The organism is Streptomyces iranensis (assembly GCF_017874715.1).
GTDB lineage: Bacteria > Actinomycetota > Actinomycetes > Streptomycetales > Streptomycetaceae > Streptomyces > Streptomyces iranensis.
The window spans coordinates 64028-82955 of sequence record NZ_JAGGLR010000024.1 but is presented as its reverse complement, the minus strand read 5'-3'; the positions used below and the strand labels follow the sequence as shown (position 1 = coordinate 82955).

Below are 18928 nucleotides of genomic sequence, written 5' to 3'. Positions count from 1 at the left end.
GATGACGTCCTTCCTGCGCAAGCGCATCATCTCCAGCGCGATCCCCCTGGTGTTCGTGGTGCTCGGCGTGTTCTGTCTGGCCCGTCTGACCGGCAGCCCCGTCGATCTCTATCTCCCGCTGAGCGCCACCCCGCAGCAACGCGCGGAGTTCTCCGCCGCCCACGGCTTCGACGACTCCATTCCGGTGCAGCTGTGGGACTACCTCACCAACGCCGCGCGACTCGACTTCGGCACCTCGCTGCGCACCGGGGAGTCGGCCGGTTCGATGGTGCTCAAGGCGTTTCCCGTCACGCTCCAACTGGCCGGGATGACGATGCTCCTGGCGATCCTCGGGGCGCTGCTGGTCGGAAGCCTCGCCGCGTACCGGCCCAACTCGCTCATCGACCGGATCGCCGGTCTGCTGTCGATGACCGCGGCCAGCATCCCCGACTTCTGGTTCGCGATCGTGGGGGTGCTGGTCTTCGGCGTGGGCCTGGACTGGCTGCCGACCTCCGGCACCCTGGGCGGTCCGGAAATCTGGGTGCTGCCCATCGCCACTCTGCTGATCCGCCCGTTCGGGGTGCTGGTGCAGGTGGTCCGCGGCAGCATGGTCGGCGCGCTGTCCGCGCCGTATGTGAAGGTCGCGCGCAGCAAGGGAGCCGACCCCAAGCGCGTGGTGTTCGGACACGCGCTGCGCAACTCCATCACACCCGTGCTGACGGTGGCCGGGGATCTCACCGTCGGTCTCGTCAACGGCGCGGTGGTGGTGGAGACGATCTTCGGCTGGCCAGGGATCGGCAAGCTCATGATCGACTCGATTCTGCAGCGCGACTTCGCGGTGTTGCAGGCCGCCGTCCTGCTCACGGCGGTGACGATCTTCGCGTTGAACATCCTCGTGGACGTCTGCCACGCCCTGATCGACCCCCGAGTGCGCCAGGCGGTGCCGGCGTGAGCGAAGGAGCCACCATGACCGACCCCACCGACCCCGCCGACCGGCCCTCCGGCGCGGCAGCCGTCCCGTCGCGCCAACGCCCGCCCCGCTGGTGGCTGCTGCTCGGCCGGGACCGGGCCGCGGCAGTCGCGGCCGTCATCCTCGCCGGGGTGTTCCTCGTCGCGCTGTTCGGCGGGCTGTTCATCGGGGACCGAGCCGTACGGCAGGATCTGCGCGCCTCGCTGCGCCCGCCCTCCCTCGACCACGGCTTCTACGGGCTGCTCGGCACCGATGTGCTGGGCCGCAGCGTGCTGGCCCGGCTGGTGGACGCCGCCGGGACGACGCTGTCCGTCGCGGTGCCCGCGGTGCTGTGCTCGCTGCTGATCGGCTCGGCGCTGGGGCTGTGGGCCGGATACCACGGAGGTATGCGCGAGAACGTCGCGATGCGGGTCGCCGATGTCATCCTCAGCTTCCCGTCCCTGCTGATCGCGGTCGTGGTGCTGTATGTCTTCGCGCCCAGCGCGATGAACATCGTGCTGATCCTCGCCATCGCGCGCGTCCCGGTCTATCTGCGCACCGCCCGCGCGGAGTCGGCCGAGCTGAGGAGCCGTCTGTTCGTGGACGCGGCCCGGACCTTCGGCACACCGAGCCGGAACATCATCTACCGGCACATTCTGCCGATCGCGCTGCCCACACTGCTGACCGTGGCCACGCTCGACTTCTGTTTCGTCATGCTGACCGAGTCCAGCCTGAGTTTCCTCGGCATCGGCATCCAGCCCCCCGACGTGAGCTGGGGGCTGATGGTGGCGCAAGGGCGCCAGTACCTCCAGACGGCCTGGTGGATCGCCGTGCTGCCGGGTGTCGCGATCGTACTCACCACGGTGTCGGCCACGGTGCTCGCCGCCTGGGTCCGCCTGGCCACCGACCCGGCCCAGCGCTGGCGTCTGACGTTGCCCAGGAAGCGGCGCGGCAACCGGACCGCTGTTCCCTCGGAGATGATCGCGTGAAGTCCTCCACTCTGCCCACGCCCGCCGGGACCGGCGGCCCCGCGCTCGAGGTCGAGGGGCTCTGTGTCGACCTGCGCACTCCCTCCGGGACCGTACGCGCCGTGAACGGCGTCGGCTTCCAGGTGCGCAAGGGACGCACGCTGGCGTTGCTGGGCGAGTCCGGCTGCGGGAAGTCGATGACCGCGCTGTCCATCGCCGGACTGCTCGACCCGACGGCCGAGGTGACGGGCGGATCCGTGAAGGTGTCCGGCACCGATGTGCTGCGGCTGGGCCAGGCGGGGCGCAGAAAGCTCGCCGGTCCCGTGCTGTCGATCGTCTTCCAGGACGCGCTGACCGCGCTCAACCCCGTACAGCCGGTCGGCAGGCAGCTCGCCGAGCCGTTCCGCATCCATCGCGGGATGTCGCGCCGCGACGCCCGGGAGAAGGCGGTCGAGCTGATGACCCGCGTCGGCATCCCCGAGCCCCGGCTGCGGGCCCGCGCGTATCCGCATCAGTTCTCCGGCGGTATGCGCCAGCGGCTGCTGATCGCGATGGCCGTCGCGCTGGACCCCGATGTGCTCATCGCCGACGAGCCCACGACCGCGCTGGACGTCACCGTGCAGGCGCAGATCATGCGGCTGCTGCGGGATCTGCAGACCGAGCGGGACATGGCGCTGGTGCTCATCACCCACGATCTGGCGGTGGTGGCCCAGCGCGCGGACGATGTCGCGGTGATGTACGCGGGCAACGTGGTGGAGACCGGCCCGGTGGCGGAGGTGTTCTCCCGCCCCCGCCACCCCTACACCAGGGGCCTGCTCGACTCGGTTCCCGAACACGCCGTCAGGGGCCGTCCGCTGCCCGCCGTACCCGGGAGCCCGCCCGAGCTGAGCGCGGTCCCGTCCGGCTGTGTCTTCCAGGCCAGATGTCCACTGGCCCAGGAGCGCTGCGCCCAGGAGCGCCCCCGTCCGATGTCCGTCGGGGCCTCGCGTTCGGCCGCCTGCCACTTCTCCGAGGAGCTCGACCGTGTCTGAGACGCCCCTCACCGACGCCACGGCCGCCGGCCTCCGGGCCGATGGCTCCGCCGCTCCCCCGCCCCTGCTCGAGGTCCGCGGCGTGACCAAGTCGTTCGGCCATGGCCGCCGGCGCCTGACCGCGCTCGACGGCGTCGATGTACGGGTCGAGCGCGGGCAGACGCTCGGGCTGGTGGGCGAGTCCGGATGTGGCAAGTCGACCCTGGCCAGGGTGGTGCTCGGTCTTGAGCGGCCGGACTCGGGCACCGTACGCTTCGACGGCACCGATCCGTTCACCCTCAAGGGCAAGGAACTGCTGGCCTGGCGGCGCCGGGTGCAGATGGTGTTCCAGGACCCCTTCGCCTCGCTCAACGCCCGGATGTCCGCGACCGACCTCATCGGCGAGCCATGGCGCACCCACCGCGACATCGTGCCCACGGCACAGGCGCGGGAGCGGCGGGTCCGTGAGCTGCTGTCGCTCGTCGGGCTGCGGGACAGCGACGCCCACCGCTACCCGAACGAGTTCTCCGGCGGGCAGCGGCAGCGCATCGGCATCGCCCGCGCGCTGGCGCTGGACCCCGATCTCATCGTGTGCGACGAGCCGGTGTCCGCGCTCGACCTTTCGGTGCAGGCCCAAGTGCTCAATGTGCTCTCCGAGTTGCGGGAGCGGCTCGGTGTCTCCTACGTCTTCATCTCCCATGACCTGTCGGTGGTGAGACACGTCTCCGACCGGGTGACGGTGATGTACCTGGGCAAGGTCATCGAGCACGGCCCGACCGAGGACGTCTTCGACCGGCCCGTGCACCCCTACACCGCCGCCCTGATGTCCGCCGCGCCCACCCTCGACGTCTCCGGGCAGGCCCAGGACGACGAGATCCAGCTGCGCGGGGAGATCCCGTCCCCGTACGACATCCCGTCGGGCTGCCGGTTCCGCACCCGCTGCTGGAAGAGCGAGGCCCGGTGCGCCGAGCTCGCTCCTCCTGTCGTGACCCGCGACGGCACGGCGGACACCGGACGGGACCCGCACGAGGGCCTGTGCCACTTCCCGCTGGGCGCCGGGCCGACGGAAGCATGAGCCCGCCGGAGTTCACCCTGCTCTTCGTCACGGTGGCGGTCGGGTCGCTGCTCCAGGTCTCCATCGGCTTCGGGCTCGGCCTGCTGGCCGCCCCGGTGATCGCGATATTCGACCCGTCGCTCACCCCGGTGGTGGTCCTGCTGCTCGCCACCGGGGTCACGGCCGCGGTGCTGGCTTGGGAAGGCGGCCACCTGGACCTGCGGGGCGCGGGGTGGGCGCTGGTCGGCCGGGTGCCGGGGGTGCTGGGCGGCGCGGCGCTGGTGGCCGTGCTGCCCGCCCGGTACCTCGCCCTCCTCGTGGCCGCGGTCGTCCTCACGGGCGTGGCGGTGAGCCTGCGCGGCTTCGTGCCCGCGCCGCGACGGCGGTCGGTGCTGCTGGCCGGTCTGTTGTCGGGGCTGATGGGCACGGCGACCGCCATCGGAGGGCCGCCGATGGCCATGGTCTGGCAGCGCCTGAGCGGACCGCGGCTGCGCGCCACGATGAGCGCGTTCTTCCTGGCCGGTTCGGTGATGAGCCTGGCCACCCTGGCGGCGACGGGGGCGGTGCACACGTACAGCCTGTGGCGCACCGCCCTGCTGGCCCCGGCCGCGGCGATCGGGGTGCTGCTGGCCCGCCCGCTGTCGAGCCGGCTGGACATGCGGCGCACCAGGGCCGTCGCCATGGTGCTCGCGGTGGCGAGCGCGACCGTGCTGGTGGTCCAGCAGTTCGTCTGAGCCGGGCGGCACTTCTCCGCTGGAAGTCGGCACTGCCGCTTCCTCTTGCCCAGAGGGGCTACTCGGGCCGCTTGATCGTGGGTCAGTCCCCCGCTGCCACGGGGACGGCGCGGCGCTGTCCGGTGACCTTGGAGGAGGGCAGCCGCCCGGCCTTGGAGGTGCCGGTCATCGTCTCGCCGTCGACGGTCATCGTGAACGCGAGGTTCAGTCGCATCGGCTTGGTGATGGCCTGACGCCAGATGAGCCGGTCACCGTCGAGCGCCACATCGGCCAGCGGGACCTCCTCCCCCGCACCGTGGGCCGTACCGGTCAGGGTGCCGTCCTCGTCGCGGAGTTCGATCACGGCCTTGATCCGGCCGATGGGTGTGGAGATGGACAGATCCCAGGTGCCTTCGACGGAGTCTGCGACGGGCATGGTGGTGTGCTTCCTTACGGTCGGTCGGGACGGATGGCGGTGTAGCGGTGTGGCGGTGGGGCGGTGCGGTCACAGGGCGACGGGCGACGGCCCGTGGTGGCGCCAGGGGGTGCCACGGCGCTCGTAGGCGAACAGCTCCTCGACGGCGTGGGCGATCCGCGGCCCCAGTTCGCGCTCCAGCAGGTACAGGCCCAGGTCGAGTCCGGAGGTGACACCGGCCCCTGTGACGAGGTCGCCGTCGTCGACGACTCGGGCCCTGATCGCGTTGACGCCGGTGGCATCCAGCATGTCCAGGCCCATGTGGTGGGTGGTGGCGTAGCGGCCCTCCAGCAGACCGGCCATGGCCAGCACGAGCGAGCCGCCGCACACCGTGGCGACGGTCACCTCCGGGCGGTCCATGGCGGCCTTCAGCAGCCCCGGCAGCCCGGTGTTCAGGGTGCGGCCCAGCAGGACGGGGATGAACTCGTCCTCCCGCCACTCGCCCGCGTCCGCGTCCGCGTCGTGGTCCGGGACCTCGCCGGGCTCTCCGACACGGCCGGCCGCGCCGGGGACCACCACCAGGTCCGCCCTCGCGGGATCGAGTGCGGCCATGGCGCGCAGTGGCACGCCGCCGACCCCGCTCACCACCTCACGCGGCCCCTCGGCGGACACCAGCTCCGCGCGCAGCGCTCCTCCGGAAGCCATGCCACCGGCGTGCAGCACTTCGTAGGGGGCGAGCACATCGAGGAGGTCGAAGCCGTCGAACAGGACGATCTGCGCGAGCATGAAAATGTTCCCTCACATGCGGTGATGGCCAGTCCGTCTGGCCCTGTCCCGACGCTATGCGAGGGCGGAAACGGCTCCCAGTGGCACGAGTGACATGGTTCAACGGGATCTCGCCAAGCGGGCCGGAGCGTGCGGGGAGGTGCCGCGGTCAGGCGTCTCAGGCCGCGTCGGGCGGCATGTTGTACGGCGTGACGACCTGGATGGGCGAGGGCAGGGAGGGGCCGTCGTCGGGGAGGGCTCCGTGGGCCCGCATGATGATCTGGCAGGCGCGGCGCATGTCCTGGCGCAGATCGTGGTGGAGCACCGCGGACAGCCGGCGCTCGCGCAGCAGCCGGGTGTTGTCGTGGTCGAGGTCGTGGGCGATGAACACCTCATAGCCGCGGCCGAGTTCCTCGAAGGCCTGGATGGTCGCGGTGTTGCCGCCGCCGATCGAGTAGACCGCCCGGATGTCCGGGTCGCGCCGCAGCGCCCGCAGGACCAGGTCGCGCTGGGTCGCGTCCAAACCGTCGCTGTCGGTGACCTCGACGAGCGTGCGCCCGGGGTGTGCGTTGCGCAGGGCGCTGCGGAAGCCCATCTCGCGCTCCTCCTCACCGCGGAAGGACCCCCGGCTGACGGTGGTGAGCACATTGCCGGGGCGGTCGCCGAGCCACTGGCCCATGAGGTACGCGGCGGTGGCTCCGGCGGCGCGATTGTCGATGCCGACGTAGGCCCGGCGTGCGCTGCTGGGCAGATCGGTCACCAGGGTCACCACCGGTAGCCCGACGGCGGCCAGGCGGCCGACGGCGGCCGTGACCTCCGGGATGTCGGGCGCCTTCAGGACGATCCCCTGGCAGCCGCCGCGTTGGGCGATGCGGTCCAGCGTGGCGATCAGCTCCTCCACCGGACCGGTCTCGCGGAAGTGGAAGCGCGACCGCATCACCGCCGGGCGCAGCGAGGGCAGCTCCGCCTCCAGGGCGGCGCGGACCGCCGAGGAGAAGCGCTCGGGGGCCTGCATCACGATGTCGATCATGAAGGTGCGGCCACCGATGCGGACCTGGGTGCGCTGCCGGTCCAGATCCTTGATCGCCTGGTGGACCTCCCGGGTGGTGCTGTCGCGCACCCCGCCCCGGTTGTTCAGCACCCGGTCGACGGTGGCCTCGCTCAGACCCGCCTGCCGGGCGATCTCCCGGACGGGATACGGATGGGCCATCGGCGCGCCTCCCTGAGGGGTTTTTGATGGACTGCTGAGGATTGCCCGATGCTCGGCCGATCACAACACTGACAGAAAGCCGCAGCCCACGGGAAGGATCGGAAAGCAATGCCCCTCATCGCTCCGAGGTCTCATGCCTGGCTCAGTGAGGCCGACTGCTCCCTCGAGGCCTTCCGCACCCTGGTCGAGCGGACCACCGACCCCGGTGACCACCCCGGTGCCGACGCCGTGGAGCACAACGTCCCCGTCTACGACGGCGACCGCCTGCGGGCGCGGGCCGCCACGGCCCCCGGCCGCCGGGAGGCACAGGCGGAGCTGGTCCACGCCCTGCTGGACGGCCCCGGCATCGTGGTGTTCAGGGGAGCCTTCCGCGACGCGTCGGTCCTGGACCGGGCCACCGAGGCGTTCACGGCGCTGATCGAGCGGGAACGGGTGGCGGGCGCCGCCCGCGGTGACCACTTCGCCAAGCCCGGCGCCAACGACCGGGTGTGGAACGCGCTGGAGAAGCTGGCCCTGAGCGCACCGGAGGTCTTCGCCGACTACTACGCCAACGACCTCATCGCCCTCGTGGCCACCGCCTGGCTCGGCCCCGGCTACCAGATCACCTCACAGATCAACCAGGTCAACCCGGGCGGCGCGGCCCAGAGCGTGCACCGCGACTACCACCTCGGTTTCCTCTCCGAGGCGCGGGCCGCGGCCTATCCCGCCCATGTCCACCGGCTCTCCCCCGCGCTGACCCTGCAGGGCGCGGTCGCCCACTGCGCCATGCCGGTCGAGTCCGGCCCGACGCTCTACCTGCCGTACTCGCAAGCGTACGAGCCCGGCTATCTGGCCTGGCGCCGCCCGGAGTTCATGGCCTACTTCGCCGAGCACCACGTCCAGCTGCCCCTGGAGGCGGGCGACGCGGTCTTCTTCAACCCGGCGCTCTTCCACGCCGCCGGACACAATCGCTCGGCGGACATCCGGCGGATGGCGAACCTGCTGCAGATCTCCTCCGCCTTCGGCCGCGCCATGGAGACCGTCGACCGCGAGGCGGTGGCCAACGCGGTCTTCCCCGTACTGCGGCGGCGCAAGGCCGAAGGTGCCACCGAGGACTGGCTGCACAACGTGGTCGCGGCCTGCGCCGAGGGCTACCCCTTCCCCACCAATCTCGACCTCGACCCGCCGGTCGGCGGCCTCGCCCCGGACTCCCAGGCCGACGCCCTCCGGCGCGCCCTGGAGCGGGACTGGGCCCCGGACACCCTGCGTACGGAACTGCGGGCCGGCGCCGAGCGCCGCCAGAGCTGAAGGAGACGGACCGCTGATGGGACTGTTGCAGGACAAGATCGTCCTGGTCAACGGGGGCAGCCAGGGGATCGGCGCGGGCATCGTCCGCGCCGCCGCCCGCGAGGGGGCCACGGTGGCGTTCACCGGACGCCGCCCCGACGCCGGTGAGCAGCTGGCCGGGGAGCTCGCCGACCGGGGAGCCACGGCCTCCTTCCGCCGCGCCGACCTGGCCGATCCCGCGCAGGCACGCGGCAGCGTGGAACAGGTGGTGGCGGCCCACGGCAGGATCGACTGCCTGGTCAACTCCGCCGGGCTCACCTCGCGCGGGACGCTGCTGGACACCACGCCCGAGCTCTTCGACGCGCATGTCGCGATCAATCTGCGTGCCCCGTTCTTCGCCATGCAGGCCGCCGTCGCCGACATGGTGGCCAGGAGGGCCCCGGGCACCATCGTCAACATCATCTCCAACTGCGCACACGGCGGATATCCGTTCCTGGCGCCCTACTCCGCCGCGAAGGCCGGGCTCGCGGGCCTGACCCGCAACGCCGCACACGCCCACCGCTGGGACCGCGTCCGCGTCAACGGCCTCAACCTGGGCTGGACCGACACCGAGGGCGAGGACGCCATCCAGCGCGCCTTCCACGGCGCGGGCGACGACTGGCGCGAGGAGGCGGCCCGCGGCCAGCCGATGGGCAGGCTCGCCCAGGTCGACGAGATCGCCGATTTCGTCGTCCTCCTCCTCTCCGACCGCAGCGGGGTCGTCACCGGCTCGGTCATCGACTGGGACCAGAACGTCCTCGGCGGACTCGGCTGACCCGCCGCACCGCCAGAAGCACCACCCTCCAGAAGCCAACCCCCGCACCGCCAGAAGCACCACCGTCCGGAAGCCAACCCGCCCTCAAGCCACACCGTCACCACCCGCACCACCAGAAAGGGACACGACTCCCCATGCGTATCGGCATCATGGGCCTGGGCCGGATCGGCGCCTTCCACGCCGAGACCCTGTCCACGCTCGACGCGGTGGACTCCCTCGTGGTCACCGACCCGGTCGCCGCGGCCGCCGCCACCGCCGCCGAGCGCTTCGGCGCCCACGCGGTCGACTCGCCGGAGGCCGTACTCGCCGCCGATGTGGACGGCGTCGTGATCGCCGCCGCCACCGACGCCCACCCCGAGCTCATCGTCGCCGCCGTACGGGCGGGCGTACCGGTCTTCTGCGAGAAGCCCGTGGCGCGCACGATCGAGGAGAGCCTCGATGTCCTCCGCGCGGTGGAGGGCAGTGGGGTGGAGGTCCAGATCGGCTACAACCGGCGGTTCGACCCCGGTTACGCGGCCGCGCGGGCGGCGGTGGTCAGCGGTGAGCTCGGGCCGCTGCACACCGTTCGGTCCACGACTTTGGACCCCGCGCCGCCCCCGGCCGCCTATGTGGCCGTCTCCGGTGGCATCTTCCGCGACTGCGCCGTACACGACTTCGACACCGTCCGCTGGATCACCGGCCACGAGGTCACCGAGGTCTACGCGACCGGCGCCAACCGCGGCGCCGAGTACATCGCGGCCGCCGGAGACGTGGACACCGCCTCCGCCCTCCTCACCCTGGACGACGGCACCCTCGCCGTGGTCTCCAACACCCGCCACAACCCCCGCGGTTACGACGCCCGCCTGGAGCTCCACGGCATGACGGACAGCGTGGCCGCGGGCCTGGAGGACAGGCTGCCGCTGCGCTCCGTCGAACCGGGTGCCACCTTCCCCGGCGGCACACCGCACCACTTCTTCATGGACCGCTTCGCCGCCGCCTACCGGGCCGAGCTCACCGCCTTCACCGAGGTCGCGGCGGGTCTGCGGCCCTCCCCCTGCACCGTCGCCGACGCCGTCGAGGCCGGCTGGATCGCCGAGGCCTGCACGCTTTCGCTGCGCGAACACCGCCCCGTGACCATGGAAGAGGTACGCAAGGCATGACGACAGCCGAGCCGCTGCGCATCGGGGTCCTGGGCGCCGCCCGGATCTCCGAGCTCTCCCTCGTCGGCCCCGCCCGTGCGGGCGGCCATCGCCTCGTCGCGGTCGCCGCCCGCTCCCGGGGCCGGGCCGCTGCCTTCGCCGCCGAGCACGGTGTCGAGCGCGTCCTGGGCTCCTACGCCGATGTGATCGCCGACCCCGAGGTGGAGGTCGTCTACAACCCGCTGGCCAACAGTCTGCACGGGCCCTGGAACCTCGCCGCGCTCGCCGCGGGCAAGCACGTGCTGACCGAGAAGCCCTCGGCGAGCAACGCCGAGGAGGCCGCCGAGGTGCGCGACGCGGCCGCCAAGGCGGGCACCGTCTTCATGGAGGGCTTCCACTACCTCTTCCACCCCGTCACCCGCCGCCTCCATGAGCTGCTCGGCTCCGGGGAACTCGGGGAGCTGCGGCATGTCGAGACGATGATGACCATGCCCGCCCCGCCCGGGTCCGACCCCCGCTGGTCCCTGCCCCTGGCCGGGGGCGCCCTGATGGACCTGGGCTGCTACAGCCTGCATGCGCAAGCCACGCTCGCCCCCTGGGCCGGTGGTCCCCCGCGCCTGGTCACCGCCCGGGGCGGCGCCCGGCACGGCGCACCGGAGGTGGACGAGTGGCTGGACGCGGACCTGGCCTTCCCCGGCGGCGCCACCGGATCCGCCCGCTGCCATATGGCACACCAGGAGTGGCGGATGAGCTTCACGGTCATCGGCTCACGCGGGGAAGCGACGGCCATGAACTTCGTCCAGCCTCATCTCGACGACCGGGTCGTGGTGCGTACGCCCGCGGGTGAGCGGACCGAGGAGCTGGGCAAGCGGTCCTCGTACACCTACCAGCTGGACGCGTACGCCGCGCACCTGCGGCACGGCGCACCGCTTCCGCTGGACGCGGAGGACGCGCTGACCACCATGTCCCTGGTCGACGCGTGCTACCGCGCCGCCGGGTTCCCGCCCCGGCCGCGCACCGCGCTCCCGGTCCCGGGCTGATCCGCGGGACAAGCCGCGCTACGGAGGCCCGGCCCCCGCCCGCCGACGGGCAGGGCCTCCGACCGGGCTCAGCCCGCCGGGTCGGCTGCCGTCCCCGGCGGGCTCAGCCGGCTCAGCCCGCCCCGTCGGCCGCCGTCCCCGGCCCGGCCATCCCGGGCGCGCCCGTGCGCAGCCCGTCCATGACCAGGTCCAGAAGCCGTCGGGCGCGCGCCTGCCCGCTCTCGTCGGGGCCGATCTGCCACAGGCCGGCGATGGCGAGCAGGAAGTCGTCGGTGGTGACCCCCGGGCGGATGGTGCCGACCTCCTCGTTGGCCCGCAGCAGGAGCGCCACGGCCTCGGTCATCTGGCCGTGCCCCGGTTTCTCCTGGCCGCAGGATGCGCTGATGGCCTTGTGCAGCGCGTCGGCGAGACCGGCCTTGGCCATGGCGAACCGGGCCAGGTGCCCCATCCACTCCCGCAGGGCCTGATCCGGCGCGCGGGTACGCAGCAGCTCGGCCGCGGTGTCGGCCACCTGCCGCATCTCATGACGGTAGATCTCCAGAACGAGGGCCTCGCGGCTGGGGAAGTTGCGGTACAGCGTGCCCTGCCCGACGCCCGCCTTCTTCGCGATGGCGCTCAGCGGGACGTCCGCCGAGCGCGTCAGCTCCGCCAGCGCCACTTCCAGGATGCGCTCGCGGTTCGCAGCCGCGTCCGAGCGCAGACGCGCTTCCCTCTCTGCCCGCACTCGCCCTCCTCCGGGCCCCGCCGTAGCGCCAGCCTTGCTCACCGGACAGCTGTCCGCTAAGTTTCATGCACAGCGGACACTTGTCCGCTTAGGTCCACCTTACCGGCTGAAACGGCCAGTGTGGATGGCCGAAACCGAGTGCCGACAGGCATTGTCCCGCATCCCCCATCCCCGGGACCCCCTTCCCTGGACCCCGGGCCCCGTCCATCGGACGACTTCAACGCGCACCACACCCGCGAAAGAAGGCTGATCATGGCCCCATCGACGTCCAGCGTCATCACGCTGACCATCAACGGCGAGAAACACACGCTGCCCGTCGACCACCGCACCACCCTGCTCGACGCCCTGCGGGAGCAGCTCGACCTCACCGGCACCAAGAAGGGCTGCGACCAGGGCCAGTGCGGTGCCTGCACGGTGCTGATCGACGGCCGCCGGGCCGTCTCCTGCCTCCAGCTCGCGGTGGCGGCCGAGGGCCGTGAGGTCACCACGATCGAGGGCGTGGCCGAGGGCGACGAGCTGCACCCGGTGCAGCAGGCCTTCCTCGACCTCGACGGCTACCAGTGCGGTTACTGCACCCCGGGACAGATCTGTTCCGCCCTCGCCGTGCTCGAGGAGCACGCGGCGGGCTGGCCGAGCGCCGCCACCGCCGATGTCCGCCCCGAAGCGGGGCCCCCGCCCCTCAGCCCGGACGAGATCCGGGAGCGGATGAGCGGCAACCTGTGCCGCTGCGGCGCCTATGTGTCGATCGTGCAGGCGGTCGCGCGGGCGGCCGAGGCGCGCACGGCCGGGACCGAGGAGGCCCTCGCATGAAGGAGTTCGGCTACCAGCGGGTCCTCGAGGTCTCCGAGGCGGTCTCCGTGCTCGGCGCCGACCCCGACGCGCGCTTCCTCGGCGGCGGCACCAACCTGGTCGATCTGATGAAGACCGGCGTCGAGCGGCCGGGACGCCTGGTCGACGTGACCGAACTGCCCCTTGACCACGTCGAGGTGACGCCGGACGGGGCCTTGCGCATCGGGGCCACCGTCACCAACAGCGATCTCGCCGCCCACCCCGAGGTGCGGCGCCGCTACCCGGCCCTCGCCCAGGCCGTCCTGGCCGGTGCGTCCGGGCAGCTGCGCAACATGGCCACCGTCGGCGGCAATCTCCTCCAGCGCACCCGCTGCGGCTACTTCACCGATGTGGCCGGGCCCTGCAACAAGCGCCTCCCCGGCAGCGGCTGCCCGGCCATCGAGGGTGAGCACCACAACCACGCGATCCTCGGTGCCTCCGAGCACTGCGTGGCCACCCACCCCTCGGACATGGGGGTCGCGCTCGCCGCGTTCGACGCCGTCGTACGGTACGAAACCGCCGACGGGCCGGGCGAGTTGCCGCTCGCGGACTTCTATCTGCCCGTGGGCGACACCCCGCACCTGGAGACCGCGCTGCCGTCCGGCGCGCTGATCACCGGTATCACCCTGCCCCCGGCCCCGGTGGCCGCCCACTCCCGCTACCGCAAGGTCCGCGAGCGCGCGTCCTACGCCTTCGCGATCGGCTCGATCGCCGCCGCCCTCGACGTCCGCGACGGGGTCGTCCACGAGGTCCGCCTCGCCCTCGGGGCGGTCGCCTCCCGGCCGTGGCGGGCGCTGGCGGCCGAGCGGGCGCTGACCGGAGGCCCGGCGACCGCCGAGGCGTTCGCCGCCGCCGCGGACGCGGAGCTGGCCGCCGCCGAGGCACTGCCCCACAACGGATACAAGGTGCCGCTGACGCGCAACCTCGTCGTGGCCCTGCTGACCGAACTCACCGAGGAGGCCGCCCGATGACCACGACGACCGGAACCACCACGACGACGGGCGCCTTCGGCACCGCGCGCACCCGCGTGGAGGGCCGGGAGAAGGTCACCGGAGCGGCCCGCTACTCGGGCGACATCCCCCTGCCCGACCTCGCCCACGGCTGGATGGTGCTGTCCACCGTGGCCCGCGGCCGCGTCAGCGCGGTCGAGTCCGAGCCGGTCCTCGCCATGCCCGGGGTCCTCGCGGTCATCCACCACGAGAACGCCCCGCGGGTCAACCTGGACTACATGGGCATGATCGGGAAGCCCGACCCGATCATCGGGGTCTTCCAGCACGACCGGGTCCCCTTCATGGGCTGGCCGGTGGCGCTGGTCCTCGCCGAGCGGCCCGAGCAGGCAAGGGAGGCCGCGGAAGCGCTGGTCGTCCGGTACGACCAGGAGCCGCACGACATCGGCTTCACCTACGGACACCCGGATATGTACACCCCTCCGGATTCGCCCTTCGGGGCCGCGGTGGCGACGAAGGGGGACGTCGAGGCCGAACTCGCCGCATCCACCTTCGTCGTGGACTCCGAGTACACCACCCCGGAAGAGCACCACAACCCCATGGAGCCGCACGCGGCGACGGCCCACTGGGACGGCGGCCGCCTCGAGGTCTTCGACTCCAACCAGGGCAGCACGATGGTGGCCGCCGAGCTCGCGCAGATCTTCTCGCTCGACGCGGAGTCGGTGCGGGTACGGTCCGAGCACGTCGGCGGCGGCTTCGGCTCCAAAACCACCCGCCCGCACCAGGTGGCCGCCGCCATGGCCGCCACCCTCCTCCATCGCCCGGTGCGCGTCGTCATGACCCGCCGCCAGATGTTCTCGACGATCGGCTACCGCAGCCCCACCGCGCAGCGGGTCAGGCTCGGCGCCGATGAGTCGGGGCGGCTGCGGGTGCTCGACCACCGGTCCGAGTGCGTCACGTCCACGGTCCACGAGTTCGTCGAGCGGAGCGCCACGGTGGGCCGCGTGATGTACGACGCCGACGCGCACTACACCAGCGACCGTGTCGTACGGCTGGATGTGCCGAGCCCGACCTTCATGCGCGCGCCAGGCGAGGCACCGGGCTCGTTCGCGCTGGAGTGCGCCATGGACGAGCTCGCCGAGAAGACCGGCGTCGACCCGATCGAGCTGCGCGTCCGCAACGAGCCCGACCGGGGCCCGGTCTCGGGCCTGCCGTTCAGCAGCCGCAATCTGGTCGCCTGCTACGAGGAGGGCGCCCGCAGGTTCGGCTGGGCCGACCGGGATCCCCGTCCGGGGGTGCGCCGCGAGGGGCGCTGGCTGCTCGGGACCGGTATGGCGGCGGCCAGCTTCCACTCCGGCGCCGGGCCGTCCACGGCGGCCGTGACGGCGGAGGCGGACGGCACCTTCACCGTGCGCATCAACGCGGCGGACATCGGCACCGGCGCCCGGACCGCCATCAACCTGATCGCCGCGGACGCGCTGGCGGTGGATCCGGAGCGGGTCCGGGTGGTCATGGCGGACAGCGACCTCGGCCCGGCGATGCTGGCCGGTGGCTCGATGGGCACGCGCTCCTGGGCGTGGGCGGTGGCGATCGCGGTGAGCGAGCTGCGCGAGCGGCTGGCCCTGGGCGGCGACATCCCGCCCGAGGGGATCACCGCGCGGTCCGACACCACCGAGGCCATCGGCGCCCTGGCCAGTAAGGAACGGCACTCCTTCGGCGCGCAGTTCGCCGAGGTGGCCGTGGACGTCACCAGCGGAGAGGTCCGGGTGCGGCGGATGCTCGGCATCTTCGCGGCGGGCCGGATCGTCAACCCGCTGACCGCGCGCAACCAGTTCGTCGGCGGAATGATCTGGGGCATTTCCATGGCCCTGCACGAGGAGGCGGTCAGGGACCGGGCCTCGGGCGGCCTCGTCTCTCCCGACCTCGCGGGCTATCACTTCGCCGCGAACGCCGATGTGCCGGTCGTCGAGGCGGACTGGGTGGACGACCCGGACCCGGACGACCCGGTCGGCATCAAGGGCGTCGGTGAGGTCGGCATCGTGGGGGCCGCGGCGGCGATCTCCAACGCGGTGTGGCACGCCACCGGCGTCCGCCACCGCAACCTGCCGATCCGCCCGGACCGGGTCCTGTCGGCGGGGACGAACGTGCCGGAGCCCGGTCACGCGGGCTGACGCCTTCACCGCGGAGTGCTCGGCGCCGGCCAGGTTTCCCACCTGGCCGGCGCCGAGCTCGTACGAAACATCCAGGTGCCGGTCTCCGACAACGCCCGCCGCACCGCCCTGGACCTGGGCCCGCTCCCGGCGGCCGACCGGCCGACCGCCGACCGGCCGACCGCCGATCGGCTGGTGCTGTGCGGCGATCCAGTCATCTTCCCGCTCCGCCCGCTCCTCTCCGGGCCCCGGCGGGGAACACTCGCCCAAGCCGAGGAGAGCAGAGAGGGCACCGATGAGCGACGACTTCGTGCTGGACGTGACCAGGATCCGTGACGACGCCCGCCGGAAGATGGCGGCGGGCCCGGTGACCGGCACCTACGGTCTGGACAAGAACCGGGTCATCGGCATCCTCAATGACGTCATCGCGACCGAGGTGGTGTGCTGGCTGCGCTACACCCGTCACGCCATCTCGGCCAGCGGGATCGACCGCGCCCAGGTGTCCTCGGAGTTCACCGAGCACGCGAAGGAGGAGATGCAGCACGCGCTGCGCGCCGCCGAACGCGTCTCGCAGCTCGGCGGCGACCCCGACTTCGACCCCGCCTCGCTGACCCAGCGCTCCCACACCGACTACACCACCCCGGCCGACAACGACCTGAAGGCGATGCTGGAGCACAATCTGCTCGCCGAGCGCATCGTGATCGCCAGCTATCAGGAGATCATCCGCTGGCTCGCCGAACACGACCCGACCACCCGCCGGCTGATGGAGTCGATCCTGGAGGAAGAGGAGGAGCACGCCGACGATCTGGTGGATCTGATCGGCGTCTGACGCCGGTGGTGGGTCGGCCCATGACCACGCGGTGGCCCCGCTCGCTCTCCTGCCTCATCGTGACCGCGCTGTCCTCGGCCCTGCTCGCCGGGTGCGGGAAGGACGACGACCATGGCCGGAGCTGTTCCGGCCGTACGGGGAAGGATCTCTCCAGCCGCACCGTGGCCGGTGGCGATCTGTGGCAGAAGAAGCTGCGGTGCGTCAACCTCGAACGGTCCACCCTGACCGGGCTGGTGTCCGAGGCCAATCTGCGGCGCGGCAATCTCTACGCGGCGCGGCTGGCCGGGGTGTCGCTGGAGAACGTCGATCTGCGGGGCGCCGACCTCCGGCGGGTGGACCTCGGCTCCGCCACCCTTTCGCAGGTCGATCTGCGCGGCGCCGATCTGAGCGGCGCCAGGCTCGACAGGGGTCTGCTCACCGACGTCAGCTTGGAGGGCGCACAGCTGGACGGCGTGGAGCTGCGGGCGGCGTCCCTCACCCGTGTCGGCCTCAACGGAGCGGATCTGAGCGGCGCCGATCTGGCCGGAGCCACGGTGTCCGACTCCGATCTCCGCGGCGCGCGGCTGCGGGACGCCGATATTTCGACGACGACTTGGGAGAACGTCCTCTGCCCGGACGGCTCCCGGTCGAGCGCACGGGTCTCCTGCGCCGACCATCTGGCCCGGCCGGGGAAACGGGCGTCGGGTCAGCTTCCCCCGCCGTCGGCCGCCTTGTCGGCCGCCCCCTGAGAGGTCTTCTTCGCGGCGCGGTGCGCCTGCTCGAGGCCTTTCATATAGGCGTCCAGATAGTCGGCGTCCGACAGCCGGGCGCAGGGCGCGGGGACGGGGTGGGAACGGACCGCTCCGCCCTTGTGGGCGGCGGCCCGGTCGGCGATGGCATCGACGCAGGCCCGGGTGACCTCGGCCTTCTCGGCGGCGGCCGGGGTGCCACTCGGCGTGCTCTTGTCGCGCGCGTCACCGCTGGTGGAACAGCCGGTCAGGAGCAGGGTGATGGCGAAGACTGCGGCGGCTTGGACGGTGCGGGTGCCCATGTGTCTCCCCGTTGCGTGGATGGTGGGGTGCATCATCCGGCGCGGGGGCGGCGAAGTGGGAGGGCCATGTATGCGTTGTGATGAAACGGTAACCGAACGGACGTACAGATGAACCCCCGTCGGAATCCGGGCAAAGCGACGGCCGGGGCGTCCCGTGGCCGACCGGCGTACCCGACCGGACCGGGCACAGGATGTCGGGTCCGGCAGGGTGCCGACTTCCTAACGTGATCAGCGTCAAGGAAGGAGACCGAGGTGCTGGAGCGGCTGAACGAGGCCCTGGACCACATCGATTCGCGTCTGGATCAGCGGATCGAGGTGGCCGAGCTGGCGCGGATCGCGATGACGTCGGAGTACCACTTCCGGCGGCTGTTCTCGGCGCTGGCGGGGATCTCGCTGTCGGAGTACATCCGGCGCAGACGGCTCACCCTCGCGGGGGCCGAGGTGCTCGCCGGGGAGCGGACGCTCCTGGAGATCGCGGTGCGCTACGGCTACGGCTCGGGGGAGGCGTTCGCGCGGGCGTTCCGGGCCATGCACGGTGTGGGCCCGGGTGAGGCCCGGCGGGCGGGTGCCTCGCTGAGCTCCCAGCCCCGGATGTCCTTCCGCCTCATCGTCGAAGGGAGCAGCAGTATGCGATACCGGGTCGTGGAGAAGGAGCGGTTCCAGGTGGTCGGCAAGAAGGTCCGTGTGCCGCTCGTCCATGAGGGGGTGAATCCGGGGATCGCGGAGTTCATCCGGGGGATCGGCCAGGAGACGATACGGCGGATCGCCGCTCTGTCCGATCAGGAGCCGGAGGGGATCCTGGGGGTGAGCGACAACCTCGACCCGAGCCGGGCCGAGGGAACCGAACTCGACTACTACCACGGGGTGGTGACCAGGGCCGCCGCTCCGGAGGACCTGGATACGCTGGCCGTCCCGGCGGGGACATGGGCCGTCTTCGAGAACTCCGGGCCGTTCCCGCGGGCGCTCCAGCACCTGTGGCGGGACGTCTTCACGCAGTGGTTCCCGTCCAACCCGTACCAGAGCAGGCCGGGTCCGGAGATCCTGCGCACCCGGCTGTCGCAGGACGGGGCGCGGGCGGACGCGGAGCTGTGGATCCCCGTGGAGCGAACCGCGGTCTGA

Annotated in this window: 21 protein-coding genes; 16 read left to right on the top strand and 5 right to left on the bottom strand. The window is 72.1% G+C overall.

Annotated features, from left to right (window positions below):
- The first annotated feature begins 1 nt into the window (after window position 1).
- From J2Z30_RS36300 to J2Z30_RS36280, 5 genes are read left to right on the top strand one after another with little or no spacing between them, the layout of a single operon-like run.
- Window positions 2–931 carry an ABC transporter permease gene (locus J2Z30_RS36300; RefSeq protein WP_044567431.1) on the top strand — a complete coding sequence of 310 codons (930 nt, stop codon included), beginning with the start codon at window positions 2–4 and terminating at the stop codon, window positions 929–931.
- A gap of 14 nt (window positions 932–945) precedes the next feature.
- Complete coding sequence (locus tag J2Z30_RS36295; RefSeq protein ID WP_044567433.1) at window positions 946–1917, top strand: ABC transporter permease; 972 nt, start codon at window positions 946–948, stop codon at window positions 1915–1917.
- Complete coding sequence (locus J2Z30_RS36290; RefSeq protein ID WP_044567436.1) at window positions 1914–2927, top strand: ABC transporter ATP-binding protein; 1014 nt, start codon at window positions 1914–1916, stop codon at window positions 2925–2927. Before J2Z30_RS36295 ends, J2Z30_RS36290 begins: the two co-directional genes overlap by 4 nt.
- Complete coding sequence (locus J2Z30_RS36285; RefSeq protein WP_078956457.1) at window positions 2920–3981, top strand: ABC transporter ATP-binding protein; 1062 nt, start codon at window positions 2920–2922, stop codon at window positions 3979–3981. Before J2Z30_RS36290 ends, J2Z30_RS36285 begins: the two co-directional genes overlap by 8 nt.
- The gene (locus J2Z30_RS36280; protein WP_044567438.1) at window positions 3978–4694 is read left to right on the top strand and encodes a sulfite exporter TauE/SafE family protein; all 717 of its coding nucleotides are present in this window, start codon (window positions 3978–3980) and stop codon (window positions 4692–4694) included. Before J2Z30_RS36285 ends, J2Z30_RS36280 begins: the two co-directional genes overlap by 4 nt.
- 82 nt (window positions 4695–4776) lie before the next feature.
- On the opposite strand, the gene J2Z30_RS36275 is transcribed toward J2Z30_RS36280, so the two are convergent.
- The 3 genes from J2Z30_RS36275 to J2Z30_RS36265 all read right to left on the bottom strand — a co-directional run bounded on the left by J2Z30_RS36275 (window position 4777) and on the right by J2Z30_RS36265 (window position 7063).
- Window positions 4777–5109, bottom strand: a complete 333-nt coding sequence (locus J2Z30_RS36275; RefSeq protein WP_044567440.1) for a hypothetical protein — start codon at window positions 5107–5109, stop codon at window positions 4777–4779.
- 69 nt (window positions 5110–5178) lie between these two features.
- Window positions 5179–5874, bottom strand: a complete 696-nt coding sequence (locus J2Z30_RS36270; RefSeq protein WP_044567442.1) for a DJ-1/PfpI family protein — start codon at window positions 5872–5874, stop codon at window positions 5179–5181.
- Window positions 5875–6031: 157 nt separating this feature from the next.
- On the bottom strand, window positions 6032–7063 hold the full coding sequence (locus tag J2Z30_RS36265; RefSeq protein ID WP_044567444.1) for a LacI family DNA-binding transcriptional regulator: 1032 nt from the start codon (window positions 7061–7063) through the stop codon (window positions 6032–6034).
- 108 nt (window positions 7064–7171) lie between these two features.
- Here J2Z30_RS36265 and J2Z30_RS36260 point away from each other — a divergent pair, with 108 nt between their 5' ends.
- The 4 genes from J2Z30_RS36260 to J2Z30_RS36245 all read left to right on the top strand — a co-directional run bounded on the left by J2Z30_RS36260 (window position 7172) and on the right by J2Z30_RS36245 (window position 11301).
- On the top strand, window positions 7172–8350 hold the full coding sequence (locus tag J2Z30_RS36260) for a phytanoyl-CoA dioxygenase family protein (protein WP_044567446.1): 1179 nt from the start codon (window positions 7172–7174) through the stop codon (window positions 8348–8350).
- Window positions 8351–8366: 16 nt separating this feature from the next.
- Window positions 8367–9143: an SDR family oxidoreductase gene (locus J2Z30_RS36255; RefSeq protein WP_044567448.1), complete on the top strand. Its 777-nt coding sequence runs from the start codon at window positions 8367–8369 to the stop codon at window positions 9141–9143.
- A gap of 134 nt (window positions 9144–9277) precedes the next feature.
- Window positions 9278–10282, top strand: a complete 1005-nt coding sequence (locus tag J2Z30_RS36250) for a Gfo/Idh/MocA family protein (protein ID WP_044567450.1) — start codon at window positions 9278–9280, stop codon at window positions 10280–10282.
- Entirely contained in the window at window positions 10279–11301 is a 1023-nt protein-coding gene (locus J2Z30_RS36245) for a Gfo/Idh/MocA family protein (protein WP_044567451.1), read from the top strand. Before J2Z30_RS36250 ends, J2Z30_RS36245 begins: the two co-directional genes overlap by 4 nt.
- A gap of 112 nt (window positions 11302–11413) precedes the next feature.
- On the opposite strand, the gene J2Z30_RS36240 is transcribed toward J2Z30_RS36245, so the two are convergent.
- On the bottom strand, window positions 11414–12025 hold the full coding sequence (locus J2Z30_RS36240) for a TetR/AcrR family transcriptional regulator (protein WP_044567453.1): 612 nt from the start codon (window positions 12023–12025) through the stop codon (window positions 11414–11416).
- Between the two features lie 252 nt (window positions 12026–12277).
- Here J2Z30_RS36240 and J2Z30_RS36235 point away from each other — a divergent pair, with 252 nt between their 5' ends.
- From J2Z30_RS36235 to J2Z30_RS36210, 6 genes are all read left to right on the top strand, one after another.
- The gene (locus tag J2Z30_RS36235; protein ID WP_044567454.1) at window positions 12278–12835 is read left to right on the top strand and encodes a (2Fe-2S)-binding protein; all 558 of its coding nucleotides are present in this window, start codon (window positions 12278–12280) and stop codon (window positions 12833–12835) included.
- The gene (locus tag J2Z30_RS36230) at window positions 12832–13824 is read left to right on the top strand and encodes an FAD binding domain-containing protein (RefSeq protein ID WP_044567456.1); all 993 of its coding nucleotides are present in this window, start codon (window positions 12832–12834) and stop codon (window positions 13822–13824) included. The genes J2Z30_RS36235 and J2Z30_RS36230 overlap by 4 nt, the downstream gene beginning before the upstream one ends.
- On the top strand, window positions 13821–15971 hold the full coding sequence (locus J2Z30_RS36225) for a xanthine dehydrogenase family protein molybdopterin-binding subunit (RefSeq protein WP_044567458.1): 2151 nt from the start codon (window positions 13821–13823) through the stop codon (window positions 15969–15971). Before J2Z30_RS36230 ends, J2Z30_RS36225 begins: the two co-directional genes overlap by 4 nt.
- A gap of 75 nt (window positions 15972–16046) precedes the next feature.
- Window positions 16047–16286 (top strand): hypothetical protein, encoded by a 240-nt coding sequence (locus J2Z30_RS36220; RefSeq protein ID WP_209468992.1) that lies wholly within the window; start codon window positions 16047–16049, stop codon window positions 16284–16286.
- Window positions 16246–16779 carry a ferritin-like domain-containing protein gene (locus tag J2Z30_RS36215; RefSeq protein WP_044567462.1) on the top strand — a complete coding sequence of 178 codons (534 nt, stop codon included), beginning with the start codon at window positions 16246–16248 and terminating at the stop codon, window positions 16777–16779. The genes J2Z30_RS36220 and J2Z30_RS36215 overlap by 41 nt, the downstream gene beginning before the upstream one ends.
- Window positions 16780–16799: 20 nt before the next feature.
- On the top strand, window positions 16800–17507 hold the full coding sequence (locus J2Z30_RS36210) for a pentapeptide repeat-containing protein (RefSeq protein WP_044567464.1): 708 nt from the start codon (window positions 16800–16802) through the stop codon (window positions 17505–17507).
- Here the strand turns inward: J2Z30_RS36210 and J2Z30_RS36205 are convergent.
- Window positions 17465–17809: a hypothetical protein gene (locus J2Z30_RS36205; RefSeq protein ID WP_044567466.1), complete on the bottom strand. Its 345-nt coding sequence runs from the start codon at window positions 17807–17809 to the stop codon at window positions 17465–17467. The genes J2Z30_RS36210 and J2Z30_RS36205 overlap by 43 nt on opposite strands.
- A gap of 252 nt (window positions 17810–18061) precedes the next feature.
- On the opposite strand from J2Z30_RS36205, the gene J2Z30_RS36200 reads away from it, so the two are divergent.
- Entirely contained in the window at window positions 18062–18928 is an 867-nt protein-coding gene (locus J2Z30_RS36200; RefSeq protein WP_044567468.1) for an AraC family transcriptional regulator, read from the top strand.

Excerpts from the sequence above, each read along its gene's own strand:
- J2Z30_RS36260 (WP_044567446.1), top strand. The coding sequence starts at position 7,172 with ATGCCCCTCATCGCTCCGAGGTCTCATGCCTGGCTCAGTGAGGCCGAC.
- J2Z30_RS36235 (WP_044567454.1), top strand. The coding sequence starts at position 12,278 with ATGGCCCCATCGACGTCCAGCGTCATCACGCTGACCATCAACGGCGAG.
- J2Z30_RS36245 (WP_044567451.1), top strand. The coding sequence starts at position 10,279 with ATGACGACAGCCGAGCCGCTGCGCATCGGGGTCCTGGGCGCCGCCCGG.
- J2Z30_RS36275 (WP_044567440.1), bottom strand. The coding sequence starts at position 5,109 with ATGCCCGTCGCAGACTCCGTCGAAGGCACCTGGGATCTGTCCATCTCC.
- J2Z30_RS36230 (WP_044567456.1), top strand. The coding sequence starts at position 12,832 with ATGAAGGAGTTCGGCTACCAGCGGGTCCTCGAGGTCTCCGAGGCGGTC.
- J2Z30_RS36295 (WP_044567433.1), top strand. The coding sequence starts at position 946 with ATGACCGACCCCACCGACCCCGCCGACCGGCCCTCCGGCGCGGCAGCC.
- J2Z30_RS36225 (WP_044567458.1), top strand. The coding sequence starts at position 13,821 with ATGACCACGACGACCGGAACCACCACGACGACGGGCGCCTTCGGCACC.
- J2Z30_RS36205 (WP_044567466.1), bottom strand. The coding sequence starts at position 17,809 with ATGGGCACCCGCACCGTCCAAGCCGCCGCAGTCTTCGCCATCACCCTG.
- J2Z30_RS36280 (WP_044567438.1), top strand. The coding sequence starts at position 3,978 with ATGAGCCCGCCGGAGTTCACCCTGCTCTTCGTCACGGTGGCGGTCGGG.
- J2Z30_RS36215 (WP_044567462.1), top strand. The coding sequence starts at position 16,246 with ATGAGCGACGACTTCGTGCTGGACGTGACCAGGATCCGTGACGACGCC.
- J2Z30_RS36255 (WP_044567448.1), top strand. The coding sequence starts at position 8,367 with ATGGGACTGTTGCAGGACAAGATCGTCCTGGTCAACGGGGGCAGCCAG.
- J2Z30_RS36210 (WP_044567464.1), top strand. The coding sequence starts at position 16,800 with ATGACCACGCGGTGGCCCCGCTCGCTCTCCTGCCTCATCGTGACCGCG.
- J2Z30_RS36250 (WP_044567450.1), top strand. The coding sequence starts at position 9,278 with ATGCGTATCGGCATCATGGGCCTGGGCCGGATCGGCGCCTTCCACGCC.
- J2Z30_RS36265 (WP_044567444.1), bottom strand. The coding sequence starts at position 7,063 with ATGGCCCATCCGTATCCCGTCCGGGAGATCGCCCGGCAGGCGGGTCTG.
- J2Z30_RS36300 (WP_044567431.1), top strand. The coding sequence starts at position 2 with ATGACGTCCTTCCTGCGCAAGCGCATCATCTCCAGCGCGATCCCCCTG.
- J2Z30_RS36270 (WP_044567442.1), bottom strand. The coding sequence starts at position 5,874 with ATGCTCGCGCAGATCGTCCTGTTCGACGGCTTCGACCTCCTCGATGTG.